26 protein-coding genes are annotated in these 26,314 nt (G+C 68.6%); 6 read left to right on the top strand and 20 right to left on the bottom strand.

What is annotated here, in order from left to right; translation table 11 throughout:
- Positions 1-51: 51 nt before the first annotated feature.
- Genes C4F17_RS09875 through C4F17_RS09860 form a run of 4 tightly spaced genes read left to right on the top strand, consistent with a single transcriptional unit; the run spans position 52 to position 4,301 of the window.
- Positions 52-1,434, top strand: coding sequence for an ABC transporter substrate-binding protein (locus C4F17_RS09875; RefSeq protein WP_081268032.1), 1,383 nt, complete (start codon positions 52-54; stop codon positions 1,432-1,434).
- Between the two features lie 43 nt (positions 1,435-1,477).
- Positions 1,478-2,359, top strand: a complete 882-nt coding sequence (locus C4F17_RS09870) for a carbohydrate ABC transporter permease (protein ID WP_081268033.1) — start codon at positions 1,478-1,480, stop codon at positions 2,357-2,359.
- Positions 2,356-3,207, top strand: coding sequence for a carbohydrate ABC transporter permease (locus C4F17_RS09865; RefSeq protein WP_081268034.1), 852 nt, complete (start codon positions 2,356-2,358; stop codon positions 3,205-3,207). Before C4F17_RS09870 ends, C4F17_RS09865 begins: the two co-directional genes overlap by 4 nt.
- 23 nt (positions 3,208-3,230) lie before the next feature.
- A complete protein-coding gene (locus C4F17_RS09860; protein ID WP_106935112.1) occupies positions 3,231-4,301 on the top strand; it encodes an ABC transporter ATP-binding protein in 1,071 nt (356 codons plus the stop codon).
- 12 nt (positions 4,302-4,313) lie between these two features.
- On the opposite strand, the gene C4F17_RS09855 is transcribed toward C4F17_RS09860, so the two are convergent.
- Both C4F17_RS09855 and C4F17_RS09850 read right to left on the bottom strand, forming a co-directional pair.
- Positions 4,314-5,354, bottom strand: coding sequence for an endonuclease/exonuclease/phosphatase family protein (locus C4F17_RS09855; RefSeq protein WP_106935111.1), 1,041 nt, complete (start codon positions 5,352-5,354; stop codon positions 4,314-4,316).
- Positions 5,355-5,476: 122 nt separating this feature from the next.
- Positions 5,477-7,279 (bottom strand): DEAD/DEAH box helicase, encoded by a 1,803-nt coding sequence (locus tag C4F17_RS09850; RefSeq protein ID WP_106935110.1) that lies wholly within the window; start codon positions 7,277-7,279, stop codon positions 5,477-5,479.
- Positions 7,280-7,580: 301 nt separating this feature from the next.
- Between C4F17_RS09850 and ettA the strand changes: the two genes are divergently transcribed.
- Positions 7,581-9,242, top strand: a complete 1,662-nt coding sequence (gene ettA, locus C4F17_RS09845) for an energy-dependent translational throttle protein EttA (RefSeq protein ID WP_081271470.1) — start codon at positions 7,581-7,583, stop codon at positions 9,240-9,242.
- A 161-nt stretch (positions 9,243-9,403) separates the two neighbouring features.
- Here the strand turns inward: ettA and C4F17_RS09840 are convergent, their stop codons facing one another.
- The 4 genes from C4F17_RS09840 to C4F17_RS09825 all read right to left on the bottom strand — a co-directional run bounded on the left by C4F17_RS09840 (position 9,404) and on the right by C4F17_RS09825 (position 12,836).
- On the bottom strand, positions 9,404-9,856 hold the full coding sequence (locus C4F17_RS09840) for a carboxymuconolactone decarboxylase family protein (RefSeq protein ID WP_081271471.1): 453 nt from the start codon (positions 9,854-9,856) through the stop codon (positions 9,404-9,406).
- The gene (locus C4F17_RS09835; protein ID WP_106937508.1) at positions 9,774-10,271 is read right to left on the bottom strand and encodes a MerR family transcriptional regulator; all 498 of its coding nucleotides are present in this window, start codon (positions 10,269-10,271) and stop codon (positions 9,774-9,776) included. The genes C4F17_RS09840 and C4F17_RS09835 overlap by 83 nt, the downstream gene beginning before the upstream one ends.
- Positions 10,272-10,398: 127 nt before the next feature.
- Positions 10,399-11,778 carry a TAXI family TRAP transporter solute-binding subunit gene (locus C4F17_RS09830; protein ID WP_081271472.1) on the bottom strand — a complete coding sequence of 460 codons (1,380 nt, stop codon included), beginning with the start codon at positions 11,776-11,778 and terminating at the stop codon, positions 10,399-10,401.
- A 20-nt stretch (positions 11,779-11,798) separates the two neighbouring features.
- Positions 11,799-12,836, bottom strand: coding sequence for a P1 family peptidase (locus C4F17_RS09825; protein ID WP_106935109.1), 1,038 nt, complete (start codon positions 12,834-12,836; stop codon positions 11,799-11,801).
- Between the two features lie 40 nt (positions 12,837-12,876).
- Between C4F17_RS09825 and C4F17_RS09820 the strand changes: the two genes are divergently transcribed.
- Entirely contained in the window at positions 12,877-14,172 is a 1,296-nt protein-coding gene (locus C4F17_RS09820; protein WP_106935108.1) for an NAD(P)/FAD-dependent oxidoreductase, read from the top strand.
- A 22-nt stretch (positions 14,173-14,194) separates the two neighbouring features.
- On the opposite strand, the gene C4F17_RS09815 is transcribed toward C4F17_RS09820, so the two are convergent.
- The 14 genes from C4F17_RS09815 to C4F17_RS09750 all read right to left on the bottom strand — a co-directional run bounded on the left by C4F17_RS09815 (position 14,195) and on the right by C4F17_RS09750 (position 26,296).
- The gene (locus C4F17_RS09815) at positions 14,195-14,485 is read right to left on the bottom strand and encodes a copper-binding protein (protein ID WP_093078801.1); all 291 of its coding nucleotides are present in this window, start codon (positions 14,483-14,485) and stop codon (positions 14,195-14,197) included.
- A gap of 32 nt (positions 14,486-14,517) precedes the next feature.
- Positions 14,518-14,973 carry a DUF411 domain-containing protein gene (locus C4F17_RS09810; RefSeq protein ID WP_106935107.1) on the bottom strand — a complete coding sequence of 152 codons (456 nt, stop codon included), beginning with the start codon at positions 14,971-14,973 and terminating at the stop codon, positions 14,518-14,520.
- A gap of 10 nt (positions 14,974-14,983) precedes the next feature.
- Positions 14,984-15,496, bottom strand: coding sequence for a cupredoxin domain-containing protein (locus C4F17_RS09805; protein WP_106935106.1), 513 nt, complete (start codon positions 15,494-15,496; stop codon positions 14,984-14,986).
- A 23-nt stretch (positions 15,497-15,519) separates the two neighbouring features.
- Complete coding sequence (locus C4F17_RS09800) at positions 15,520-16,941, bottom strand: multicopper oxidase family protein (protein WP_106935105.1); 1,422 nt, start codon at positions 16,939-16,941, stop codon at positions 15,520-15,522.
- A 1-nt stretch (position 16,942) separates the two neighbouring features.
- On the bottom strand, positions 16,943-18,415 hold the full coding sequence (locus tag C4F17_RS09795; RefSeq protein WP_199851940.1) for a TolC family protein: 1,473 nt from the start codon (positions 18,413-18,415) through the stop codon (positions 16,943-16,945).
- Positions 18,416-18,492: 77 nt separating this feature from the next.
- Positions 18,493-18,915 (bottom strand): hypothetical protein, encoded by a 423-nt coding sequence (locus C4F17_RS09790; RefSeq protein ID WP_106935104.1) that lies wholly within the window; start codon positions 18,913-18,915, stop codon positions 18,493-18,495.
- Positions 18,916-18,939: 24 nt separating this feature from the next.
- A complete protein-coding gene (locus C4F17_RS09785) occupies positions 18,940-19,227 on the bottom strand; it encodes a hypothetical protein (protein WP_106935103.1) in 288 nt (95 codons plus the stop codon).
- Positions 19,224-20,219, bottom strand: coding sequence for a glycerophosphodiester phosphodiesterase (locus C4F17_RS09780; RefSeq protein WP_106937506.1), 996 nt, complete (start codon positions 20,217-20,219; stop codon positions 19,224-19,226). Before C4F17_RS09780 ends, C4F17_RS09785 begins: the two co-directional genes overlap by 4 nt.
- Positions 20,220-20,221: 2 nt before the next feature.
- Complete coding sequence (locus C4F17_RS09775; RefSeq protein WP_081271481.1) at positions 20,222-20,821, bottom strand: DUF1439 domain-containing protein; 600 nt, start codon at positions 20,819-20,821, stop codon at positions 20,222-20,224.
- Between the two features lie 67 nt (positions 20,822-20,888).
- Entirely contained in the window at positions 20,889-23,489 is a 2,601-nt protein-coding gene (locus C4F17_RS09770; RefSeq protein ID WP_106935102.1) for a PAS domain-containing protein, read from the bottom strand.
- A gap of 161 nt (positions 23,490-23,650) precedes the next feature.
- Positions 23,651-24,148, bottom strand: a complete 498-nt coding sequence (locus tag C4F17_RS09765; RefSeq protein WP_106935101.1) for a GNAT family N-acetyltransferase — start codon at positions 24,146-24,148, stop codon at positions 23,651-23,653.
- A 19-nt stretch (positions 24,149-24,167) separates the two neighbouring features.
- Positions 24,168-24,674 (bottom strand): AAA family ATPase, encoded by a 507-nt coding sequence (locus tag C4F17_RS09760; RefSeq protein WP_106935100.1) that lies wholly within the window; start codon positions 24,672-24,674, stop codon positions 24,168-24,170.
- A gap of 199 nt (positions 24,675-24,873) precedes the next feature.
- The gene (locus tag C4F17_RS09755; RefSeq protein WP_081271485.1) at positions 24,874-25,659 is read right to left on the bottom strand and encodes an amino acid ABC transporter ATP-binding protein; all 786 of its coding nucleotides are present in this window, start codon (positions 25,657-25,659) and stop codon (positions 24,874-24,876) included.
- Complete coding sequence (locus C4F17_RS09750) at positions 25,643-26,296, bottom strand: amino acid ABC transporter permease (RefSeq protein ID WP_081271486.1); 654 nt, start codon at positions 26,294-26,296, stop codon at positions 25,643-25,645. Before C4F17_RS09750 ends, C4F17_RS09755 begins: the two co-directional genes overlap by 17 nt.
- Between the last annotated feature and the right edge of the window lie 18 nt (positions 26,297-26,314).

Below are 26,314 nucleotides of genomic sequence, written 5' to 3'. Positions count from 1 at the left end.
CTGGCTCGCGCCCGAGCCGATTCCACCGAAGAAGAGAAGGAGACAACAAGCATGAAACTCGTCAAATCGCTGATCGCGCCGACGCTCGTCGCGTTGGGCCTCATAGCGGCGGGCAATGCCGCTGCCCAGGAAAAACTCACCGTCTGGTGGGTCAAGGGCTTCTACAAGGCGGAGGACGACGCACTGTTCGCCGCCATCAAGAAGTTCGAGGAGAAGAACAAGAACGTCAAGATCGAGCTGTCGCAGTATCCGATCCAGGACATGATCCCCAAGACCGTGTCCGCGCTCGACTCGGGCAGCCCACCCGACGTGGCCTACGCCGACGTGTACGACTTCCAGGTCACCGGCAAGTGGGCCTACGACGGCAAGCTCGAGGACATCAGCAGCGTGCTCACGCCCATGAAGGACCGCTTCGCGCCCAACACGCTGGAAACCACGTACCTCTACAACGACCAGACCAAGGCCAAGGCGTACTACGCGTTCCCGATCAAGCAGCAGACGATGCACATCGAGTACTGGCGCGACATGCTGGCAGAGGCCGGCTTCAAGGAGTCGGACATCCCGGCCACCTGGAAGGAGTACTGGTCGTTCTGGTGCGACAAGGTGCAGCCCGCCAGCCGCAAGGAAAGCGGCAAGCGCACCTTCGGCATCGGCCAGCCCATGGGCGTGGATTCGAGCGACGCCTTCTATTCGTTCCTGACCTTCATGGACGCCTACAACGTCAAGCTGGTCGATGACAACGGCAAGCTGCTGGTCGACGATCCGAAGGTGCGCACCGGCCTGATCGGCGCCATGACCGACTACACCGCGCCCTACACCAAGGGCTGCACGCCGCCTTCTTCCACCAGCTGGAAGGACCCGGACAACAACGTCGCGTTCCACAACAAGACGACCGTGATGACGCACAACGCGACCATCTCCATTGCAGCCAAGTGGCTCGACGACTCGACCAACGCCTCGCTCACGCCGGAGCAGCGCGAGGAAGCGCGCAAGAACTACACCGAGCGCATCCGCACGGCCGGCTTCCCGAGCAAGCCCGACGGCAGCAAGATGGTCTACCGCACCGCGGTGAAGACCGGCGTGGTGTTCAAGGACGCGAAGAACAAGGCGCGCGCCAAGGAGTTCGTCGCCTTCCTGATGCAGGAGGACAACCTCACGCCGTACGTCGAGGGCTCGCTGGGCCGCTGGTTCCCCGTGACCAAGGCCGCGCAGCAGCGTGATTTCTGGAAGGCCGACCCGCATCGCCTCTCGGTCTACAACCAGTACGCCGCCGGCACCGTGACCTTCGAATTCACCAAGAACTACAAGTTCACCGTGCTGAACAACGAGAACGTCTGGGCCAAGGCCATGAGCCGCGTCGTGACCGACAAGGTGCCGGTGGACAAGGCCGTGGACGAGATGATCGCCCGCATCAAGACGGTGGCGGGTCAGTAGGCCGCGCACGCACGGCACCCGTCAACACCAGCAGCTGCACACCATGAGCGCCACTGCCACCGCCGCCGCGTCGACCACACCGGCGCCTGTCGTCAATCCCGGAGCGCGGCATGCGCGCTGGCAGTTCTGGGGCGCGGTCATGGTCGTGCCCTACCTGCTGGTGTTCGTGGTGTTCGTGCTGTACCCGGTGGGCTACGGGCTCTGGCTCGCCCGCCATCCGCAAAGCTACGTGAAGCTGGTCGAAGACCCGATCTTCTTCCGCTCGGTGATCAACACGGCCATCTTCCTGGTCGTGGCGATCAACCTGAAGATGGTCGTGGCACTCGTGCTGTCGGGCTTCTTCGTCACTTCGCGCTGGTGGATCAAGATCGTCGCGGCGATCTTCATCCTGCCGTGGGCCATGCCCTCGATTCCCACCATCCTGTCGATCCGCTTCATGCTGAACCCGGAGTGGGGCGTGATCAACAGCACCATCTTCCGCCTGACCGGCGCCGACGGCCCCAACTGGCTCAACGATCCCTCGCTGGCGCTGGCCTTCGCGATGATCGTGCACATCTGGAAGTCGCTGCCGTTCTGGACGCTCATCCTCGTGGCCGGCCGCCTGGCCATTCCCACCGAGCAATATGAAGCGGCTTCGGTCGACGGCGCCTCGTCGTGGCAGAAATTCCGCTTCGTGAGCTGGCCCGCGCTCAAGACGCTCTACATCACCTCGCTCATCCTCTCGATGATCTGGACGCTGGGCGACTTCAACAGCGTGTACCTGCTCACCGGTGGCGGCCCCGCCGACCTGACGCACGTGCTCGCAACCCTGGGCATCCGCTACCTGCGGCTCGACCAGGTCGACCTGTCGATGGCATCCATCGTGGTGGCGCTGCCTCTGGTGCTGCCGCTCGTGTACTTCATGATGAAGAGGCTCTCGAAATGAAACGCTGGACCCCCAAGGCCATGGCGACCGAGGCCAAGCTGCTGCTCATCGGCATTCCGGTGCTGCTGTGGACGCTGATACCGGTCTACCACATGGTGCTGTTCGCGATCTCGTCGAAGGACTCCGCGACCTCGGGCCACCTGTGGCCCAAGAACCCGACGCTGGACAACTTCCGCATCGTGTTCCAGCAGAAGCATTTCTACCTCGACCACTTCTGGCTGCAGCTGTGGAACTCGCTGGTGATCGCGCTGTCGGTGGGCGCGCTCACGCTGTTCGTGGCCACCACCGCCGCCTTCGCCATCAGCAGGCTGCGGGTGCGCGGCGGCCGCACGGTGATGAACCTGGCGCTGTTCACGTACTTCATTCCGGCGGCCTTCCTGGCCGTGCCCATGTACAAGACCATGGGCAACTACGGGCTGCTGAACAGCCAGTGGGCGCTCATCCTGGCAATGGTGACCATCGCCTCGCCTTACTGCATCTGGGTGCTCAAGCAGGCGTCGGACAAGCTGCCCTATGAGCTCGACGAGGCCGCGCGCATGGACGGCGCCTCGCCGCTGCAGCTGTTCCGCCTGGTGTACCTGCCGCTGATGGTGCCGTCGCTGGTGGCGGTGGGCACCTATTCGCTGCTGCTGGCGTGGAACGAGTACCTCTACGCGTTCCTGCTGCTGTCCAACGACAAGAGCGTGACGCTGGCCGTGGCGCTTGGCAACTTCCTCTCGGCCGACGACTCGCCGTGGGAGCTGCTCATGGCCACCGGCCTCATCTACGCGCTGCCGCCCGCGGCGATCTACTACACCTTCAAGCGCTACATGGTGGGCGGGCTTACCGCCGGCGCCGTCAAGAGCTGAACGAACGACTCAGGGACAACACGATGGCATCCGTTTCCTTTCGCAATATCCAGAAATCCTTCGGCAAGGTCCAGATCATCAAGGGCCTGGGCTTCGACATCACCGACGGCGAGTTCGTGGTGCTGGTCGGCCCCTCGGGCTGCGGTAAGTCGACCTTGCTGCGCATGCTCGCGGGCCTGGAAGACATCAGCGGCGGCGAGATCATGATCGACGGCCGCGTGGTCAACGACCTCGAGTCGAAGGATCGCGACATCGCCATGGTGTTCCAGAGCTACGCGCTGTATCCCCACATGACGGTGGGCGAGAACATGGGCTTCAGCCTGCGCCTGCGCAGCGCCGAGAAGTCGGTGACCGAAGAGCGCGTGGCGCGCGCCGCGAAGATCCTCAACCTCGACGCATTGCTCGGCCGCTATCCGCGCGAGCTCTCCGGCGGCCAGCGCCAGCGCGTGGCCATGGGCCGCGCCATCGTGCGCGACCCGAAGGTGTTCCTGTTCGACGAGCCGCTGTCCAACCTCGATGCCAAGCTGCGCGTGGCCATGCGCGCGGAGATCAAGGCGCTGCACCAGCGGCTGAAGACCACCACCGTCTACGTGACGCACGACCAGATCGAAGCCATGACCATGGCCGACCGCATCGTGGTGATGCATGACGGCATCGTCGAGCAGATCGGCACGCCGCTCGACCTGTACGACCGGCCCGACAACCTGTTCGTGGCCCAGTTCATCGGTTCTCCGTCGATGAACGTGATCGAGGGCACGGTGCGCCGCGCGGGCGGCGAGTGCTGGGTCGAGGCGCAGGGCGCGCGCTGGCCGGTGCCGCCCACCACATCGGCGCCCGATGGCCAGCCGGTGCACTACGGCGTGCGGCCCGGCGACATCACGCTCGGCGGCGGCCCGCAGTCGGTAGCCGCCAAGGTGATCGTGGTCGAACCTACGGGCGCGGAGACCGAACTGCTGGTGCAGGTCGGCGAGTCCCGCCTGGTGCTGGCGGTGCATGGCCGCGTCGATGCCCGGCCCGACGAGATCGTCAACCTGGCGATCGACACGCCGCGCGTGCACCTGTTCGACCGGCAGACCGGCCGCCGCATGGGCTGAGCGGCCCTCGGGTCAGTCCGTGCGCAGCCTGAGCAGGGCGCGCACGAAGCCGTGGTCGGAGCGCGAGCGGTCGCGCCCTTCGTGCAGGTGGTCGTTGAAGTAGTCGACACGCCGCACGTCGCCCAGGCTGTGGCGGCTGGTGGCGACGAATTCCTCGCTCACCAGGATCTGGTCGAGCACCTCCGGATAGCCCTGGTGGATGTGCGAGTACGCCACGTCCTTCTTGAGCGCCGACTCGCCCTGCATCTCGTAGGCGTTGAACAGCGCCACGTCGCGCGCGGCCTTGTCGTAGGCCACTTCGGAGGTGGCCGCCACGAGCTGCGTGGTCACGCTGTGCGGGTTGTCGTTGAAGTCGCCCATCACCACGAGCGGCACGTTCGTGCCCTGCAGCAGGTCGATGACGATGCAGCGCAGGGCCGCGGCCTCCGCGCCGCGCATCAGCAGAGAGCGCAGCGACGCCATCACGCCCACCTTGCGGTCGTCGCGGTCCTCGAGGTGGTTGCCTTGGGCGTCCTGCAGGAACTTCGGGCGCTTGGACTTCAGGTGCACCGTGAGCACATGCACCTGCTGGCCGTGCTTCATGCGCACCGTGACCAGCAGGGGCGGGCGTTCGAAGCGCGTGTGCGCGCCCAGGCCCGGCACCTCGACGCCGAAGCCTGGCGGGAAGTCGACGAAGGAGCGGACCTCGTCCACCTTGAGCCGGGTCGCGATGCCCACGCGCGGCGTGCCCTGCGCGCCCGGCCTGGCCGGCGTGCCGGCGGGGCTGCCGGGCGGCGGCGTGTTCTCGGCGCCGGGCACAGACACGAAGTCGTAGCGCAGGCCGCTGCGGGCGATGGCGGCCTTCAGTGCCGCCTCGTCCCACACCTCCTGCACCGCCAGCACGTCGGCGTTGAGCGCTTGGAATCGCTCGCCGGTCCAGTCGATCTTTCGCTCGTACTCACGCTCGTTGTAGGCGTCCTGGTTCTCGTAGTACGTCCGGTTCGGGTTCGCGAGGTTGAGAAGGTTGCAGGTGGCGACGAAGAGGGTGGCGTAGTTGGGCGGGATGTATTGCATGGCGTAACGATTGTGGCCCCGGGCCAGGGCGGTGCCGCGCCACCAATGAACAAGGGCACCGAAGTGCCCTTGTTCTGTTTCCGGACAGGCGTGCCGCCCGGATGCGTGTGCTTTCTTCAGCCTCAGCGGCCGAAGGAACGGCCACCGCCGCCACCGGAGCGGCCGCCACCGCCGCCATAGCCACCACCGCCGCCACCCGAGCGGCCACCGCCGCCCGAACGGTTGCCGCCGTAGCCACCGCCGCCGCCGCCCGGACGACCGCGTCCGCGGCCGCCACCCATGTGGTCGACGCTGGTGCGCAACGGATCCGGCTGGCCTGCGCCGCCAGCGACCGCTTCGGCACGCAGGTGCGCGACCTGGTTGGCTTGCGTCGGGCTGTGGCTGTTGCCGTGATGGCGCGGCTGGCGCTCGTCATGCGGCTGATGGGCTTGCTGATGCTGATGCGGTGCATGGTGCGGTGCGCGTGCCGGACCTTGCGGGCCGCGGCCTTGCGGTGCGCGGGCACCCGGGCCGCGCGGGCCCTGGCCTTGTCCGCCGCCGTTGGCATTGCGGGCCTGGCCGCCGCCCTGGCCCTGGCCGCCGCCGCGGCGCTGACCGCCGCCGTTGCCGCCGCCAGCGCCGTTGCCGCCACCCTGGCCGGCCTTGTTCTCGCGGATGCGTTGCAGCATCTCGGTGCGGGCGGCCTTGGCGGCTGCCTGCATCACATCGCGGCTCGGCGGACGGCCGGCGCCGCCCCAGATCGTCTGGCGGCCCATGGCGATGGGCTCGGCGCGCTCGCCTTCCTCAGGGCCGAAGCCCTCGACGATCTGCACGGGAATCGTCTGCTTGGTGAAGCGTTCGATTTCCTGCATGAAGCCTTCTTCGTCCAGGCACACGAAGCTCACGGCCTCGCCGCTCGAACCGGCGCGGCCGGTGCGGCCGATGCGGTGGACGTAGTCTTCGCTGACGTTCGGGATCTCGTAGTTCACCACGTGCGGCAGCTCGTCGATGTCGATGCCGCGAGCCGCGATGTCGGTGGCCACCAGCGCGCGGATGTCGCCGCTCTTGAAGCCGGCCAGCGCCTGCGTGCGGGCGCTCTGGCTCTTGTTGCCGTGCAGCGCCATCGCCTCGATGCCGTTCTTGGTGAGGAATTCGGCCACGCTGTTGGCGCCGAACTTGGTGCGCGTGAACACGAGCACCTGGCTCCACTTGTTCTCGTTGATGATGTGCGCGAGCAGCGCCTTCTTCTTGCCGCGGCCCACGGGGTGGATCACCTGGGTGATGCGCTGCACGGTGGTGTTGCGCGGCGTGACCTGGATGCTCTGCGGGTTCTTCAGCAGCGTGGCGGCCAGGTCGCGGATCTCGTCGCTGAAGGTGGCCGAGAAAAGCAGGCTCTGCTTTTCCTTGGGCACCAGGGCCAGGATCTTCTTCACGTCGTGGATGAAGCCCATGTCGAGCATGCGGTCGGCTTCGTCGAGGATCAGCATCTGGACCTGGCTCAGGTCGAGCATGCCCTGCTGCTGCAGGTCGAGCAGGCGGCCGGGGGTGGCCACGAGGATGTCGACGCCCTTCTTGAGCTTGCTGATCTGCGGGTTCATGCCGACGCCGCCGAAGATCACGGTCGAGTCGAGCTGCAGGTACTTGCCGTACGTGCGCACCGACTCTTCGACCTGGGCCGCGAGTTCGCGGGTGGGGGTCAGCACGAGGGCGCGGATGCCGACGCCGCCGAACTTGTTGGTGGCGCTGCGGCTCATGCTGAGCTTGTGCAGCATCGGCAGCGTGAAGGCGGCGGTCTTGCCGGTGCCGGTCTGTGCGCCGCCCAGCAGGTCATGACCTTCGAGCACCGCGGGGATGGCTTGCGCCTGGATGGGGGTGGGCGAGTCGTAGCCGTGCTCGTGCACAGCCTTCAAGATGGCGGGGGCCAGCTTCAGTTCGTCAAAATTCATTGGAAACAATAAGCGCCATACACGGCGCAGTGGCATCGGCCCGCTTGGCGTCTTGTTGACGCCGAGCCAGTCAAGGCAGATGAAGGTCAGGGGTGGGAGCCGGAAAGTCCGCCCTCGCGAAAGGGTTGTTGGATGGAGCTTTCTTCGTCCCCGGCAGAGAGCCGGTGTTGCGGGCAACTGGACCCGGCAACGGAGACTATTGTCGCATGAGTCGATAATCGGTGGTTTGCCGCGCCCGAACGTGCTTTTCTGGCGCCCGCGCTTTCCCCCGAATCTTTGTACCCAAGGTAACTACTCCCAGATGGCTCAATACGTCTATTCGATGAACCGTGTCAGCAAGACCGTGCCGCCCAAGCGGCAGCTCTTGAAAGACATTTCGCTGTCCTTTTTCCCCGGCGCCAAGATCGGCGTGCTCGGCCTGAACGGCTCGGGCAAGTCCACGCTGCTCAAGATCATGGCGGGTGTGGACAAGGAATTCGAGGGCGAGGCACTGCCCATGCCGGGCATGACGATCGGCTACCTGGAGCAGGAACCCAAGCTCGACCCCGAGCACACGGTGCGCGAATCGGTCGAGGAGTCCATGGGCGCGGTGTTCGCCGCCAAGGCGCGCCTGGAAGAGGTGTACATCGCCTACGGCGCCGAAGACGCCGACTTCGACGCGCTGGCGGCCGAGCAGGCCCAGCTCGAAGCCATCATCGCCACCGCCGGCACCGATTCCGAACACCAGCTCGAAATTGCCGCCGACGCCCTGCGCCTGCCGGCCTGGGACGCCAAGATCGGCGTGCTGTCGGGCGGTGAAAAGCGCCGCGTGGCGCTGTGCCGCCTGCTGCTGAGCAAGCCCGACATGCTGCTGCTCGACGAGCCGACCAACCACCTGGACGCCGAATCGGTGGAGTGGCTCGAAGTGTTCCTGCAGCGCTTCACGGGCACCGTGGTGGCCATCACCCACGATCGCTACTTCCTCGACAACGCGGCCGAGTGGATCCTGGAAATGGACCGCGGCCGCGGCATTCCCTGGAAGGGCAACTACAGCACCTGGCTCGAGCAGAAGGGCGAACGCCTGGCGCAGGAGCAGAAGAGCGAAGAAGCCCACGCCAAGGCGCTGAAGAAGGAACTGGAGTGGTCGCGCCAGAACCCGAAGGCGCGCCAGGCCAAGAGCAAGTCACGCCTCGCCCGCTTCGAAGAGCTGAGCGACATGGAATACCAGAAGCGCAACGAAACGCAGGAAATCTTCATTCCCGTGGCGGAGCGGCTGGGCCAGCAGGTGTTCGAGTTCCACAACGTGAGCAAGTCCTTCGGCGACCGCATGCTGATCGACAACCTGAGCTTCACCGTTCCGCCGGGCGCCATCGTCGGCATCATCGGCCCGAACGGCGCCGGCAAGTCGACGCTGTTCAAGCTGCTCGCGGGCAAGGAAAAGCCGGATTCGGGCGAGGTCGTCATCGGCCAGACCGTGAAGATGGCCTTCGTCGACCAGCACCGCGACGAGCTGGCCAACCAGAAGACCGTGTGGGAAGACATCTCGAACGGCCTGGACATCATCAACGTCGGCAAGTTCCAGATGGCCAGCCGCGCGTATGCGGGCCGCTTCAACTTCAACGGCGCCGACCAGCAGAAGAAGGTCGGCACGCTGTCGGGCGGTGAACGCGGCCGCCTGCACCTGGCCAAGACGCTGATCGCCGGCGGCAACGTGCTGCTGCTCGACGAACCGTCGAACGACCTGGACGTGGAAACCCTGCGCGCCCTCGAAGACGCGCTGCTCGAGTTCGCCGGCACGGTCATGGTGATCAGCCATGACCGCTGGTTCCTCGACCGCATCGCCACCCACATCCTGGCCGCCGAAGGCGACAGCCAGTGGACCTTCTTCGACGGCAACTACCAGGAGTACGAAGCCGACAAGAAGAAGCGCCTTGGCGAAGAAGGCGCCAAGCCCAAGCGCATGCGTTACAAAGCCCTGAAGTAAAGCTCGCCCCCAGGCTGCGCGCACTTCGTGTCGCTTCGCCTACCCCCTGCCGGGGGCAACACCAGCGGCCCGGCAAAGCCGGCTTCGCGGTGTTCCTGGAGTTTCTCCCTCCCCTGCCGGGGGAGGGTTGGGGTGGGGGCCGACGGCTTCTGAAAAAAAGCTCAGTCTGCTTCGGCAAGAGCGCGCGGTTCCGCAAGGGGCCGCGCGCTTTTTTCATCGTCCGCGGCAAACACATCGCGTGCGGCGAAGAGGCCGTTCAATGCCGCCGGAAAGCCCGCATACACGGCCATCTGCATGATGATCTCGACCACTTCGTCGCGCGTCACGCCGACGTTCAGCGCGGCCTGGATATGCACCTTCAGTTGCGGCGCGGCATTGCCCATGGCGGTGAGCGCGGCCACCGTCGCGATCTCGCGGGCGCGCAGGTCGAGGCCGGGGCGCGAGTAGATGTCGCCGAACGGAAACTCGATCAGCAGGCGGCTGAAGTCGGGCGCGATGCCGGCCAGGCTCTCGACCACCTTGACGCCGCCTTCACCGTCGATCTCCTGGAGCTTGGCCAGGCCACGCGTGTAGCGCAGGTTGTCGTCGTGGCCCTGGTTCCGTGTGTTCGTCATTGCTCGTCTTTCCTTCCCGGGCTTTGCCCGATGGAGGAGGACGCCTCTTCGTCTTCTCGACCTTGCGGTAGTGGCCGATCTTGAGCGACAGCGCCTGCATGGATTGCTGCAGCGCCGCCACCCGGGCCTGAACTTCGGCAAGGTGCTGCTCGAGCATCTCGCGCCGCTCGCCGACGCTGGCGTCCCCCTGGCTTCGAAGCCTGACGAAGGCCTGCATGCCCTGGATGGACATGCCGGTCTCGCGCAGGCGCAACAGGAAATCCAGCAAGTCCATGTCGGCGCTCGCGTAGCGCCGCTGACCGCCCGGTGCACGCGGCACCGCGGCAATCAGCCCGATGCGCTCGTAGTAGCGCAGCGTGTAGGCCGTGAGGCCGGTTCGCTTCGCGACTTCCGCAATGGTCAGGCTGGTTTCCATGGCGTTGATTCTCGAAATTAGAGTGCGCTCCAAGTCAAGCGCTTCGTTGAAGCCCGCGCGCAGGGCGGCGGTGTCGTTGATCTGAGAGGGCCACCAGCAGGCGCGACGGCCCGCAACCGCCTTGCCGTCACCCGGCATTGTTCGTTGCGGCCGCCGCCGGTTCGGCTTCCGGCATGCCTCGCGCGAGCACGCGCTTGCGCACCGCGTAGATGTTGTTGCGCAGCGCGTAGAGCTCGTCGGCATACGACAGCGGCACGGCCACCTTGTTGACGGTGCGGTCGAGCTGGTCGAGGTCGTCCAGCAGCGCCTTCTTTTCGCCCTTGTGCGCATCGACCTTGGCCTCGATGTCGCGCAGCCGCGCATACCAGCGGAACACGCGGCGGCGCACTCGGAACTGGTAGAGCGGCGGCACCACGCGGCTCAGCGGCAGCATCAGCACCAGCAGGCCGCCGAGCACCAGCCACATCCGCTCGATCAGGTTGCTGGCCCAGAACGGCAGGTAGCGCTGCCAGGCCGGCGGCGTGCCGTTGATGGCGCGGTCGCCTTCGGGGCTCACCGGCAGCTCGCTGGTGCGCGTGTTGGGAAAGTCGCGCGCCCGGTTGAACCAGCCGGCGCCGCTGTGCAGTGTCTGCGCGGACTGCGCGAACAGCTGCCGCAGGGCGGGGTGTGTTTCGTCGCGCGACAGCAAAGAGGTGGTGGCGGCCAGCAGCGACACGTCGTGCGGCGGCAGGTCCTTCGACAGGTCGACCACGCCGCGCGGCAGCGTCACGGCCGACAGGAACGGGAAGCGGCGCGAATAGGCGTCGGCCTGGCCGAAGTCCATGAGCTTGATGTCGTCGGAGCGCAGCAGGTGCTGTACCTGCGGCGACTGCGGCGCCGACGACAGCACGATGGCGTCGAGCAGCCCCGCCTGCAGCGCCTCGGCGGCGGCGGCCTGCTCGAGGTTCGACAGCAGCAGGTCGCCGGGCCCGAGCTTGTTGGCCTTGAGCATGCGCTCCATGATGTCCGGCAGGCCGCTGCCCGGCAGGTCGACGTTTACGCGCAGGCCGCGCAGTTGCGTGAGCGATGTCAGCGTGCCGGTCTTGCGGTCGATCTTCTGTGCCGAATCGGCGCGGTAGAAGAGCCAGATCGGCTCGTAGAACAGGCTGCCGAGCGATGTCAGGCCGGCCTGCTCGTCCGCCACCGGGTCGGCGCTGCCGCCGCGCACGAAGCCCACGTCGGCGCCGCCGGTGCGCAGCAGCTGCAGGTTCTCGGTCGAGCCCGAGGTGGGCTTGAGCTCCACCTCGATGCCGGCGCGCTTGAGGGCTTCCGCATAGTGCTTGCCGAACTGCGCATAGGCGCTGCCCGTGGGGCCGGTGGCGAGCGTGACGTGCTTGGGCGGTTGCGGTTGCAGCCACCAGTAGGCGGCGACCAGCAGGCCGATCACGATGAACACGATCGGCCCCGCCGAGGCGATCAGGTCGCGGATCGACAGCAGGATGAGCTTCAAGGTCCGGGGGAACGCCATGGTGGTCTTCTCGTGAAGTGTCAGCCGCGCGTTGCTGCCATGTCCGCCGCGCAGGGAATGTGCAGCTCGCCCACCGTCACCGCGCGCGCCGCCTGCACCGCGCGCAGCGTGGCGATGGCGACCGCCTCGGCGGCCATGGTGCTGAGCACCGTCATGCCCGGTGCGTTGCCTTCCAGCGGCATGCGGCCGGTGGCCAGCGCGAACAGCGTGTCGCCGTCGCTCATGGTGTGCACAGGGTTGATGGAGCGCGCCAGCCCGTCGTGCGCGACCATGGCGAGCCGGTTGGCCTGCACCTTGGTCAGCACCGCGTCGGTGGCGATCACGCCGATGGTGGTGTTGGTGCCTGCCAGCAGCGGCTTGGGGCTGTCGCCGCGCAGCAGGGCGCGGCGGGTGTCGAGCAGCGACTTGCCGTCTTCGGTGCGCGCGCCGGCCACGGGCTGGCCGGTGTTGTGGTCGATCACGTCGCCCAGCGGATTCACCGCGATCAGCGCGCCCACCGTGACGCCGCCGACCTTGACCGACGCGGTGCCGATGCCGCCCTTCATCGCACGGTGCACGCCGAAGAGCTTGCCCACCAGCGCGCCGGAGCCTGCACCCACGTTGCCTTCGGCGGGCGGCGCCGTGCTCGCGGCCTCGCAGGCGGCATAGCCGGCCGCGGCGTCGGGGCGGATGCGCGCATCGCCCATCGGCAGGTCGAACAGCACGGCGGCGGGCACGATGGGCAGCGTGCCGAAGCGCACGTCCATGCCGATGCCGCGCTCTTCCATCCAGCGCATGGCGCCTTCGGCCGCGGCCAGGCCCCAGGCACTGCCGCCCGCGAGCATCACCGCATGCACCTGCTGCACCAGGTTGCCGGGCGCGAGCAGGTCGGTCTCGCGCGTGCCGGGGGCCGCGCCGCGCACGTCGACACCGCCCACCGCGCCGTCGCGCGCCATGATCACGGTGCAGCCGGTGGGGCGGCGAGTGTCGGAGAAATGGCCGACTTCGATGCCGGCGACGTCGGTGATGGAACCGGCGGAATGGGAAGAGGCGAAAGAGTTGGAAGAGGAGGCTGGCATGGCGGCCGATTATGAGACCGCACCCTCTACGATCAGCACCATGACAGTTGCAAGAAGTTTCTCCCCCGACGGCGGGAGCCGTCATGTCGTGGTGATCGGCGCGGGCGCGGTAGGCAGCGCCACCGCCATCGAGGCTCTGCGCGCGGGTTTGCGCGTGACGGTGGTGGAGCCCGGCGAGCCGGGCGGCCCGCATGCCACGAGCTACGGCAACGCCGGCTGGCTGTCGTCGCATTCGGTGGTGCCGCCCGCGTTGCCGGGGGCCTGGCGCAAGGTGCCCGGCTGGCTGGCCGACCCGCTCGGGCCGCTCGCCCTGCGCTGGCGCTACCTGCCTCGGGCCCTGCCATGGCTGCTGCGCTACCTGGCCTCGGGCTGGACCGAGGCGCGCGTGCAGCGCACCGCCGACGCACTGCGCACGCTGCTGGCCGACGCGCCCGCGCTGCACGCGCAACTGGCTGCCGAAGCGGGCGTGCCGCAGCTCATCGAGCGGCGCGGGCTGCTGCACGCCTACCGCTCGCGCGCGGAGTTCGACGGCGATGCCCTGGGCTGGCGCGTGCGCCGGCGCGTCGGCATCCAGTGGGAGGAATGGCCGGAGCACGAACTGCGCCGCCGCGAACCCGATCTCGATCCGCGCTACACCCTGGGCATCTTCGTGCCCGAGGCCGGCCACTGCCGCAACCCGGGCGCCTACGTGGCGGCCCTGGCGCAGCATGCGCTCGATGCGGGCGCCGAACGGGTCGCCGCCCGCGCAACGGGGTTTCGCATCGAGGGCGGCCGGCTGCGTGCCGTGCGCACCGAGGCCGGCGAAATCGCCTGCGACGGCGCCGCCATCTGCGCCGGTGCCCGCTCAGGCGCGCTGGCCGCGGCCGCTGGCTCCGCGGTGCCGCTGGAGTCGGAGCGCGGCTACCACGTGGTCGTCGAAGACGCCAAGGCGGGCCCGCGCACGCCGACCATGGTGGCCGACGGCAAGCTCATCGCGCACTGGATGGACGGCGGCCTGCGCGCGGCAGGGCAGGTCGAGATCGCGGGCCTTGAAGCGGAGCCCGACTGGCGCCGTGCCGAAATCCTGCATGAGCATCTGCAGTCGATGTTTCCGACGCTTGCACGGCCCGCGCCGGGCGCGCCTTCCGTGAAGCACTGGCTCGGGCATCGCCCGAGCCTGCCCGACGGGCTGCCCTGCATCGGCCCGTCAGGTGCCAGCACCGACATCGTGCTGGCCTTCGGGCATGGCCACGTGGGCCTGTGCGGCTCGGCGCGCACGGGGCGGCTGGCGGCGCAGTTGCTCGCTGGCGTTGCGGCGGAGATACCGCTGGCGCCCTTCGATCCGGGACGCTTCTAGTCCTGAAGCCGGCCGGCGAATCTCAGTTCGCCGGCGCTATCGAAAGCACCGTGAGCGCGCCGTCGACCTTGTCGGCCGTGAACTGCACCTTGTCGCCGGGCTTCACCTTGGTGAGCAGCGCGGGGTCGCTCACGCGGAAGACCATCGTCATGCCCGTCATCTCGAGGTTGGGAATGTCGCCGTGCTTCAGCGTGATCTTCTTCGCATCGGTGTCGATCTTGCGGACCTCGCCCTCGACGGAAGGCAATGCAGCCTGCGCGAAGGCGGCTGCGGCGAGCAGGGCGGCGGAGAGTGCGGTGAACAGTTTTTTCATGATGAGTTTGCTTTCTTCGGTAGGCGGTTGGTTCAGCGATAGCTTTGATAGACGCGCGTGCTGCCGTCGGCCAGCACCAGCAGCACGTCGTAGGGATCGCGCCGGTCGCCATAGGCCGGGCCGTCCATGCCGGGCGATCCGACCGGCATGCCGGGCACGGCGAGGCCGACGGCCTTGGGCTTTTCCTTGAGCAGCCGTTGCACCTCGCGCGCTGGCACGTGGCCTTCGATGGCGTAGCCGCCGACGAGGCCCGTGTGGCACGAGCCCAGCTTGGCGGGCATGCCCAGGCGGGTGCGTGCGGCGGTATTGCCTTCGTCGTGCACGCGCGTGGCGAAGCCGCTCTTGTCGAGGTGCTTGACCCAGTCCTGGCAGCAGCCGCAGTTCGGGTCTTTCCAGATCTCGACCATCGGCGCCGCGGCCATCGCGGTCGTGGTGGCAAACGGCACGGCAGTGGACGCCAATGCCAGCAGCAGCTTTCTTCTATGCATGATTTCTCCTTCAGGATTTGCCGGCGGCGGGCAGCACGCGGACGCGGCCGGCCATGCCGAGCTCGTAGTGGTCCTTCACCAGGCAGGCGAAGTCGAAATCGCCGGCGCGGTTGAAGGTCCAGACCATGTCGCCGGTCTTGCCCGGGGGCACGTGCACCATCCACGGCTCGTCGTGCTCCATGCCCGGGAATTTCTTCATCATGGCCGCGTGCGCCTCGATCTCGGCGGTGGTCCCCAGCACCAGTTCGTGCAGGTCCTTGCCGCGGTTCTTCAGGCGCAGGCGGATGGTGTCGCCTTCGCGCACTTCGATGACGGAGGGCGTGAAAGTCATGTCGTCGGCCATCGCAATGTCGATGGTGCGCTTCACCGCGCCGGCCTTGCCCGCGATGCCCCAGGGCTTCTGTTCGGGGGCGGGCGTGGCGGCGCCTTGCGGCTTGGCGACGTGGGCCTCGTGGGCCTGCGCGGCGGTGGCGGCTGCCGCAAGGGCCAGGCAGGCGGCGATGGATGCGAGTGTCTTGTTCATGAGGTGGGTTCCAGGAAAAGAGATCAGTGGTCGTGCGCGCCGTGGCCCGAAGGCTTGCGCACGCTGGCGTCGGTCTTGTCGCCGCCGCCCTTGGCGTCGGTCTTGTTGCCGCCGCCCTTGGCGGCAGGGGCGCTGCGCGTGGCCGGCGGCACGTTCGCCCCGGGCACTTCCCGCGCGACGGTGCCCGCCGGGTGCCTGAACCAGCCCGGGTCGCGGTAGTCGCCCGGCTTCTGGTCGCGCCGCACCTTCAGCAGCGTGAACATGCCGCCCATCTCGGCCGAGCCGAAGGGGCCGGTGCCGGTCATCATCGGCACGGTGTTGTCGGGAATGGGCATCTCCATCTCGCCCATGTCTGCCATGCCCTTGTCGCCCATCACCATGTAGTCGGGCACGAGCTTGCGGATCTTCTCGGCCACGCCCTTCTGGTCGACGCCGATCATGGTCGGCACCTCGTGGCCCATCGGGCCCATGGTGTGGTGCGCCTTGTGGCAGTGCAGCGCCCAGTCGCCTTCCTCGTCGGCAATGAACTCCATCTGCCGCATCTGGCCCACCGCCACGTCGACCGACACCTCGGGCCAACGCGCGGTGCGCGGCACCGGGCCGCCGTCGGTGCCCGTCACCTCGAACTCGTGGCCGTGGATGTGGACCGGGTGGTTGGTCATCGTGAGGTTGCCCACGCGGATGCGCACACGGTCGCCGCGGCGCACGTTCAGCGTGTCGATGGCCGGGAACACGCGGCTGTTGAAGCTCCAGATGTTGAAGTCGGTCATGGTGTTGACCTTCGGCGTGGCGCTGCCGGGCTCCACGTCGAAGCTGCCGAGCAGGAAGCAGAAGTCGCGCTGCACCGGCTCGATCAGCGGATGGCTGCGGGCCTCGCGCGGATGCGTGACCCAGAAACCCATCATCCCCATCGCCATCTGCACCATCTCGTCGGCGTGCGGGTGGTACATGAAGGTGCCGGGCCGGCGCGCGGTGAACTCGTAGACGAAGGTCTTGCCCGGCGGGATGTGCGGCTGCGTGATGCCGCCCACGCCGTCCATGCCGTTGGGCAGGCGCTGGCCGTGCCAGTGCACGGTGGTGTGCTCGGGCAGCCGGTTGGTCACGAAGATGCGCACGCGGTCGCCCTCGACCACCTCGATGGTCGGGCCGGGCGACTGGCCGTTGTAGCCCCACATGTTGACCTTGAAGCCGGGCGCCATCTCGCGCACCACGGGTTCGGCGACGAGGTGGAATTCCTTGACACCGGCGTTCATGCGCCAGGGCAGCGTCCAGCCGTTGAGCGTGACGACAGGGTTGTAGGGCCGGCCGTTGGGCGGCTCGAGCGGCGGCGCGGTGGCGGTCGAGCCTTGCGACACCGGCTCGGGCAATGCGGCCATGCCCACGCGGCTCACGGTGGTGGCGGCAACGGCCGTGGCCGCGCCCGCGAAGAAGTTGCGACGGTTCATGTCAGTGGCCTCCCGCCGCTGGCGTCTCGCCGGACGCGGCGGTCTGCAGCGCGGTCATGCCGCCGGGCAAACTGCCGGTGAGCACCAGTTGCAGGTCGGTGTCCGCCAGCCAGAAGTCGCGCTGCGCCTCCATGCCCGCGTTCACCGCGAGCACGCTGGCGCGGGTTTCGCCGAGCAGCTCCCACACGCTCGCGAGCATGCCGTTGTAGCGCAGCACCATTTCCTCGTTGACCTGCTTGCGCAGCGGCAGCACCTCGTCGCGGTAGCGGCGGGCGATGGCGTAGGCGGTGTTCCAGCCCTGCCATGCCTCGCGCGCCTCGCTCGCGGCCAGCACGCCCACGTCGCGCACGCGTGCGGCCGACTGCAGATACAGCGCCTCGGCGCGGCCGTTGCGCGCCTGGCCCCAGTCGAAGACCGGAATCGGCAGGTCGAGCTCGAAGCCGCGCTTGGTGCTGCGCGAGCGGTCCGCGCCGTTGTCGAACTTCGTGTTGCGCACCACGCCTAGCTCCATCGCGTTGATCACGCTGGTGGCGTGCGTGAGGCCGAGCGAGCCGGCCACCGCCGCGTTCTGCGCCGTGGCCGAGCGCACGTCGAGCCGGTCGCGCAGCGCCAGCGCCTGCACGTCGCCGAGTTCGGGCACTGCATCGGGCAGCGGCGGCAGGCGGTCGGGCAGGGTGTAGGCGGTGTCGCCGCCGCTCAGGCCGAGCAGCCGGGTGAGCTGTTCGCGCGAGGCGACGGCCGACTGTTCCGCGCGAGCGAGCTGCGCCGAGGCGTCGGCCAGCAGCAGCTGTTCGCGCGTGCGCTGCAGCGCGCTCCAGTTGCCGGCCCTGGCCATGCGGTGCGCGAGTTCGGCGCCGGCTTCGGTGGCCTCCTTCGCGTCGCGCAGGTAGGCCACGCTCTGCTGCGCGGCCACCGCGCGCACCCAGGCGCGGCGGGTGTCGGCGGCCAGCACCAGCACGCTCTGCGCGGCCTGCAGCTTGGCCGACTCATGCCGCTGGCCGGCCCAGCGCGCCTGCCACGGCAGCGTGAGCAGGCCCACCACGTTGAAGCTCAGCATGCGCTCGAACTCGCGCTCGCTGCCTTCGCGCAGGCGGCTGAAGGCGAGCACCGGGTTCGGCAGGCTCGCGGCCTGCACGCGGTCGGCGTCGCTCAGTTGCAGCGTCGCGAAGGCGTCCTGCACGCGCGGGCTGTTGACCAGCGCGATGCGCACGGCCGATTCGGCATCCAGCGGCCGTGCGAGCAACTCGCCGATGCGCTTGCGCGAGGCCTCGTCGGGCGCACGCTGGGCCGCGGCGCCGGCCACGAGCGGATTGCCGGCCGTCAGCGCCTGCACGTCGGCGCTGCCGCCGTCGGACGAGAGGCTGGCGCAGCCGGCCAGCACCAGCGCCGCGGCCAGCGCGGCCGTGGTGCGGACGAATGAAACGGAAGAAGGGGAATCGCGGCCGGCAGGCGGCCGGCCAATATTGGGGTTCACGCTCGATCTCCATGAGCAATACGACGGACGCCGCGAGCCGGGACAGGCTCACTGCGGACGGACTACGGGCAGGGAGATCAGGAAATGGGCGGCTTCAGGCCCGGGGCGGGCTCCGCGCTGGCGAAGCGGGTCGCGTGTGCGGCAGGCGGCGCCTGGGGCGCGCTGTGCACGATGTCGACAAAGGGCATGCCGCCGAGTGCCACCGTGTGGCAGACCTGGCAGGCGGTGCAGGTGCCGCAGCCCTGGTGGCCGGCGCCGTCGTTGTCGCTGCCGTTGTGCTGCGAGCCGGCGTGGTGGTCGGCCATGGACATGGCCATGTGGTCCATGCCGTCGCCGGCTTCCGCCGCCTCCATTGCCTCATGGCAATGGGCTTGGGTGGCCGCCGTTGCCATCGAGGCCGCCGGCAGCGAGTGCCGCACCATCTCCACCGCCATGGCGTCGCCGAGCCAGCCGCGGATGGGCAGCAGGGCGATCATCAAGGCGAGCAGCAGGGTGCGCATGGGGCGGGATGATAAACCGGCGACTTATGCCACCAGCTGGCCACGGGCCTTGTCGGCCCACACCTTCAGGTTGTCGAGCAGGTCCTTCTGGCTGAAGGAGCAGCTTTCCTCGCTGAAGAGCGCGCTCGACTCGAGCCTGTCGAGCAGGTTCAGCAGCACCTCGCCGTAGCGCGGCGGCAGTGCGGCAAGCAGCTCGGCGCTGCCGCGTGCCTCGTCGGACAGCGCGGTGACCGGGCCGCCACCGCTGCCGCTGAGCGCCGCGATGCGCGCGGCCAGGGCGTCGAGCTGGGCCGTGGCGATTTCGCGGCTCATGGCGCGACCTTTCCGGGCGGCGGCAGCGCCAGGCCGCGTTCGCGCATCAGGTCGCGCAGCATGTCGGGGTAGTCGGTGATGATGCCGTCGGCACCCCAGTCCATCAGGCGCTGCATGTCGGCGCGCTGGTTCACGGTCCAGGGCAGCACGGTCATGCCGAGCTTCTGCGCCTCCTTGATGACCGCGGGCGACAGGTCGGCGTAGGCCGGCGACCAGATCACCGGGCCGGTCCCGTTGGCCGACGCGGCCTTGACCATCTGCGGCACCGAGGCGAAGTTCGAAAGTGCCAGGCCGGCGGTCCAGCGGGGGTCCTGCAGCGTGCGCGGCGTGGTGAGATAGGCGCGCGGCAGCTGCGGCGCGAGCTGGCCGACCAGCGCCAGCGTGCGCCAGTCGAAGCTCTGCACGGTCACCCGGCCGGCCATCTTCGCCTTGTCGATCTCGGCCAGCAGCGCGCGCACCATCGGCTCGGGCGCCGCCGTTTCGCCGGGCTTGTTCGGATCGATCTTGGTTTCGATGTTGAAGCGCACCGTGGCCGCATTGGCGCCGCGCGCCTGCACCCGCTCGAACAGCGAGGCCAGCGTCGGAATGCGTTCGCCGTCGCGCGGCTGCTGCAGCGCGAACTGCTTGCCGTAGTTGCTCGACGGGTTCAGCCGGCCCACGTCGTAGGTCTGCAGCTGCGCCAGCGTGAGCGAGCGGATCGCTGCGCCGCTCCTGGGCGCCAGCCAGGCGCCGCTGGCGTCGCGGGTGTGGTCGGGGTTGAGCGAGGTGTCGTGCGAGATCACGACGACGCCGTCGGCCGTGAGCCCGATGTCGAGTTCGAGCGTGGTCACGCCCAGGTCGATGGCGTTGTCGAACGCGGCCAGCGTGTTCTCGGGCGCCAGGCCCCGGCCGCCGCGATGGGCCTCGAGGTCGAAATGCTGCTTGGCCGTGGGCAAGATGGCTGCGCAGCCGGCGGCGAGCAGCGCGGTGGCGGCGAGGAGGGTGAATTTCATCTTCATTTGAGTTGCACCTTGATGCCGTTGTCCGACACGGTGATGTCGCCGATCTCGTAGGTCTTGCGCCCGACCGTCAGCTCGTCGGCGGTGAAGCTGCGCAGCACCTGGCCTTGCAGCAGTTCCTGCGCGACCACCGCGCCGATCTTCTGCAGCCGCTCGGCGTCGCGTCCCTCGACGCCCTGCAGCTCGAGCCGCTCGGCCTTGGGCTGGTCGAGCCGCAGCGCGCGCGTGGCGGCGTCGTACTTCAGCGCGCTGCTGACCGACACCACGCCCTGCACCGGCGATGCGGCCAGCAGGGGGCTCGCGATGGTCAGCGTGGCGGTGATGGCCGCGCGGTTGTTGCGTGCGTCCAGGCCCAGTTGCGGATCGCGCAGGCCGACCATGAAGATCTCCGCGTAGCGCTCGGCCACCGGAAAGCGCCTGGCGATCTGCGCCTGCAGCTCGTCGCGCGTGGCGGTGTATTCGCTGGTGAAGAAGTTGAAGCCGGCCAGCGCCGCGAAGGGCGCCTGCAGGGCCGCGGCGCCCAGCAGCGCGCGCAGCATCCGGCGGCGCGCGGGCAGGGTCGGGAACGACGGGGAGGGTGGGAAGCGGAATGTCATACGGTTCGTCATGCGGCTCGCGAGCTTGCCACAGCCTGGGCGGGCCCGGGTGCTGTGCGGGAAGGGTTCAGCGCTCGATCATCTCCTGCACCTTGGCCACCAGCGCAGCCACGTCGAAGGGCTTGGTGATCACTTCCATGCCGTATTCGAGCAGGCCGTTGCCCACTGCCGCATTCTCCGCGTAGCCGGTGATGAACAGCACCTTCAGCCCGGGGCGGGTCACGCGGCCCGCGTCGGCCACCTGGCGGCCGTTCAGCCCGCCGGGCAGGCCCACGTCGGTTAGCAGCAGGTCGATGCCCTCGTCCGACTGCAGCATCCTCAGCGCGGCGGCGCCGTCGGCCACCGAGACCACGCGGTAGCCGGCGTCTTCAAGCTCCTCGGCCACGATGGCGCGGATGGTGGCCTCGTCCTCCACCACCAGCACCACCTCGCCTTCGCCGCGGTGATCGGCCGCCGGCTGCGGCAGCGGCAGGTCGGCCTCGGCCTCGCCGACGAAGCGCGGCAGGTACAGGCACATGGTCGTGCCCGCGCCGGGCTCGGAATAGATGCGCACCTGCCCGCCCGACTGCCGCACGAAGCCGTACACCATCGACAGGCCCAGCCCGGTGCCCTGGCCCATGGGCTTGGTGGTGAAGAAAGGGTCGAAGGCGCGCGCCGCCACCTCGCTGGTCATGCCAGTGCCGGTGTCGCTGACGCACACCGAGATGTACTGCCCCGGCGGCAGTTCGCGCTCGGCCGCGCTGCGGTCGTCCAGCCACTTGTTGGCCGTCTCGATGGTCAGGCGCCCGCCGTGCGGCGACATGGCGTCGCGCGCGTTGATGCACAGGTTGAGCACCGCGTTCTCCAGCTGCGAGGCGTCCACCCTCGTCAGCCACAGCCCGCCCGCGCCCACCACCTCGACCACCACCGAGGGGCCCACGGTGCGGCGCACCATCTCCTCGATGCCCGCGACCAGCCGGTTCACGTCGGTCGGCTTGGGGTCCAGCGTCTGGCGGCGCGAGAAGGCCAGCAGCCGCTGCGTGAGCGAGGCGGCCCTGCGCACCGCGTCCTGCGCCATGCCGATGTAGCGGCCGGCGTTGTCGAACTTCTGCAGCTGCAGCCGCTTTTCCAGCACCTGCAGGCTGGTGCTCATGCCCCCCAGCAGGTTGTTGAAGTCGTGCGCGATGCCGCCGGTGAGCTGGCCGATGGCCTCCATCTTCTGCGCCTGGCGGAACCGGGCCTCGACCTCCATCAGCTCCTGCGTGCGCTGCGCCACCTTCAGCTCCAGCGACTCGTTGGCCTCGCGCAGCGCGGCTTCGCTGCGCACGCGCTCCGCGGCGGTGCGCGTGCGCGCGGAAATCTCGCGCATGAAGGCGCCTTCCTCGGGCGTCCATTCGCGCACGTGCAGGTGGTTGACGAACAGCAGCGCCACCAGGCGACCCTGCTCCACCACCGGCACGTTCATGAAGGCGCGGGCGTGCCGTGCTTCCAGCGCGCCGGCGGTGGCGGCCGTGCGCGGGTCCAGCCGCACGTCGGGCACGGCCACGAACTCGTCGTTGCGCAGGCTGTCGACGAACGAGCCGTAGTCGCCCAGGTTCAGCACGCCGACCAGCGAGTCGCAGTCGGGCGAGTGCCAGTCGCGTTCCACCCGCAGTTCGCCGGTGTCGTGGTCGACGCTGCCGTAGCCCGCGCGGCTCACGCCGAGCGTGGCGGCCAGCATTTCCGCCGCCGCCAGGCCCACGTCGGCCGCGCTGCGCAGGCCCCGCAGCTTGTCGGTGAAGTCGGCGAGCGCCGCGCGCCGGGCCTCCGCGGCCATGCGCGCGGTGACGTCCACGCCCTCCACGAAAATGCCCGACACCGCGCCCGACGCATCGCGGATCGGCTGGAACACGAAGTCCACATAGCACTCGCGCACCGGCCCGTTCGCCTCCACCTGCACGTCGTAGCGCGAGCCGTGCGCGGTGAAGGCCTCGCCGTCGCGGTACACCTTGTCGAGCAGCGCCACGTAGCCCTGGGCCGCCGCGTCGGGCAGCGCCTCGGCCACCGGCAGGCCGACCACCGGCCGGTTGCCGACCAGCCGCAGGTAGCCCGGGTTGGCCAGCACGATGCGGTGCTGCGGCCCCTCCAGCATGGCCATGAAGCTGGGGGCCTGCTCGAACAGCTGCGCGAAGCGCGCGCGGTCGTCCTGCAGCCGGCGCTCGGCCTGCACCTTGGCGGTGGTGTCGATCACCAGCGCCCACACGCCCACAGGGTTGCCGTGGTCGTCCAGCAGGGGCGAATAGTTCAGGTTCATCCACACCTGCTCGGCCACGCCGCGGCGGTTCAGCACCAGCTCCTGGTCCTGGAAGCTCAGGGTCCGCCCGGACAGGCCGACCTTCAGCACATGGTCGTTGAAGGCCGCCGCCTCCGACCAGGCCTCGCGCACGCGCATGCCCAGCACCTGGGGATGCCGGATGCCCGAGAACGCGGCGTAGGCGTCGTTGTAGATCAGCACGCCGTGCTCGCCCCACAGCGTGGCGATGGCCACGTCCGACCTGAGCATGATGGACACCGCGCTGCGCATGTGGCCGGGCCAGGTCTCCAGCGGGCCGAGCCCGGTGGCGGCCCAGTCGAAGCCGGCGATCAGGCCGGCGAGTTCGCCGCCGCCCGCCAGGAAGGGATATGCCGTTGTCGATGTGCCGTTGAGCATGCGCGCTGCTTTCTACCGCCTGGGGCCGTTCGCCCGTTGTCACCCGTTTTGCCGCCAGCCCGGGAAGCTAGCAGAAGTCGGGCGGGGCATCGGTCGGACAAATCCGCCATGGCGCGGCGGCGCGCAGCCAGACAGGGCGCCGCGCGGCGCCGGTCGAAAGGCTATTCGGCGAGCGGCGGCACGGCCAGCTCGAAGCGGGCGAACGCGCGCTCGCCCTTATGGACCACGCTGTGCAGCGAGAAGCCGAAGCCTTCGTACAGCGCACGCAGCGGCGCACGGTCGGCCACGCAGTCGAGTCGCAGCCAGGGCCGGCCGAGTCCGCGCGCATGCTCGCGCGCAAAGCCCAGCAGCGCGATCGGCACGCCTTGCCCGGCCCACGCCCTGCGCACCGCCAGCTTGTGCACGAACACCGAACTCCCGCTTTCGATCTCGGGCCAGAAGTGCGGGTCTTCGAGGTCGAGCCGGACGACGCCTGCCAGGTCACCGTTATTGCGTGCGATGAAATAGCCGCCGGCCTCGGTGTCGCGCCGGATGCGCTCGGGGGCGATGTCGCCGGCCGTCCACAGCGGGCGGCCTTCGGCGGCGATCCACTGCGCGGCTTCATTCAATACGGCCGCGACGGTGGCGGCTTCCTCGGGGCGGGCTTGCTCGATCTGCATGGAGCCTGAGCTTAGCGGCTCAGGCATGGCGCACCACCTCGAAGCCTTCGTCCGGCGAGGGCGGCATGAAGTGGCTGCTGATCAACTCGAACTGGGCGTCCGAAGTCTCGAAGGCGTGCGTGCCCGACGCGTTGCGCGCCCGCAGCCGCTGCTTGCAGACCTCATCGGGCACGTCCAGAAAATGCAGCCGATGCGCTGCACCCGCCTTCTCGAAGATGCCGCGCGCCCAGGCCCGGTTGGCAACAGTGTTCGCGGGAAAGTCGAGCACCACCGACACGCCGGCCGCAAGCAGGGCCACCACGTGGTCGGCCATCGCCGCCTTCAGCCGGCCGGATGCGCGCACGTAGTCGGGCAGTTCGCGGATCTCGCCCGGGTACAGCGTGGCGAGCCACGTGTCTTCGCTGATGAGCACGGTGTCTGGCTCGGCCGCGAGGCGCTGGGTGAGGGTCGACTTGCCCGCGGCGATCTTGCCGCAGACCATGTGAAGCACGGGACGAACTACGGGGCGGGTGGGGTTCGATGACATCGTTCAATCTCCTGTCGTGGTCTTGAAGAAAACCCCAGGAGACAAAAAACCCGCCTCGTGGGGCGGGTTGCATGGCGTGAAGTCTGTAGAGGAACCGCGCGCTAACCCACCATCTTTCGAATGGTGCGAATAATCGACGCGATGTGCAGGCAGGCCATGGGCGGAGGATAGCCCATGGCGCGCGGCGCCCCTCGATCAGTCAGTCGTGCAGCGACGACAGGAACTGCTTCAGCTCGGCCGTCTGCGGGTTGCCGAACAGCTCCGCCGGCGGTCCCATCTCGTGCACGCGGCCCTGGTGCATGAAGATCACGCGGTCGCTGACCTTGCGCGCAAAGCTCATCTCGTGCGTGACCATCAGCAGCGTCATGCCCTCGTCGGCCAGCGACTCCACCACGCGCAGCACTTCTCCCACCAGTTCGGGGTCGAGCGCCGATGTGATCTCGTCGCACAGCAGCACAGCCGGCTCCATCGCCAGCGCGCGGGCAATCGCCACGCGCTGCTGCTGGCCGCCGGAGAGCTGGTCGGGCATGGCGTCGAACTTCTCGGCCAGGCCCACGCGCGTGAGCAGCTTGCGCGCCTGCGAGGCGGCTTCGAGCCCGGCGCGCTTCTTCACCAGCGTGGGCGCGAGCATCACGTTCTTGCCGACAGTGAGATGCGGGAACAGGTTGAAGCTCTGGAAGATCATGCCCACGCGCTGGCGCAGCTCGCGCATGGCCATGGCGCTTTCATGCAGCAGCGGCTTGCCGTCGACGGTGAGCGAGCCTTCCTGGAACACCTCGAGCCCGTTGATGCAGCGCAGCAGCGTGCTCTTGCCCGAGCCGCTCTTGCCGATGATGGCGATCACCTCGCCGCGCTTGACGTCCAGGTCGATGCCCTTGAGCACCTCGTTGGTGCCGTAGGACTTGCGCAGCGCGGTGATGCGCACGATGGGCGCACCCACCGAGGTGGCGGGCTGTTGTTGCGATTCGTCAAGCACGGCGGCCATGGGTTTTCCTCTCGAGGGTCTTGGCGTACAGGCTCACGGGAAAGCACAGTACGAAATAAAGCAGGGCCACGCAGCTGAACACCACGAAGGGCTTGAAGGTGGCGTTCGAAATCATGCTGCCGGCCTTGGTGAGTTCGACGAAGCCGATCACCGAGGCCAGCGCCGTGCCCTTGATGACCTGCACCAGGAAGCCGACCGTCGGCGCGATGGCGATCTTCACGGCCTGCGGAAGAATGACGTGGCGCATCTGCTCGCCGAAGCTCAGCGCCAGGCTGCCCGAGGCTTCCCATTGCCCCTTGGGAATCGAGGCCACGCAGCCGCGCCAGATCTCGGCGAGGAAGGCGCTGGTGTACAGCGTGAGCGCCACGCTGGCGGCCGTCCATGCCGACACGTCGATGCCGAACAGCGCAATGCCGAAGTACGCCAGGAACAGCTGCATCAGCAGCGGCGTGCCCTGGAAGAGCTGCACGTACAGGCCCACGGCCTTGTTCGCGAACCTGCCGCCGCGCAGCCGCAGGAACAGCAGCAGCGCCCCCACGATGCCGCCGCCGACGAAGGCGATGAGCGACAGCACGACGGTCCAGCGCAACGCCATCAGCAGGTTGCGCAGGATGTCCCAGAGAGAAAAATCGACCATGGTGAAAGGGCCCGTGTT

It is taken from the genome of Variovorax sp. PMC12, from assembly GCF_003019815.1.
Lineage (GTDB): Bacteria > Pseudomonadota > Gammaproteobacteria > Burkholderiales > Burkholderiaceae_C > Variovorax.
The sequence above is the reverse complement of the archived record's forward strand: the minus strand, read 5'-3'. Positions and strand labels throughout refer to the sequence as shown.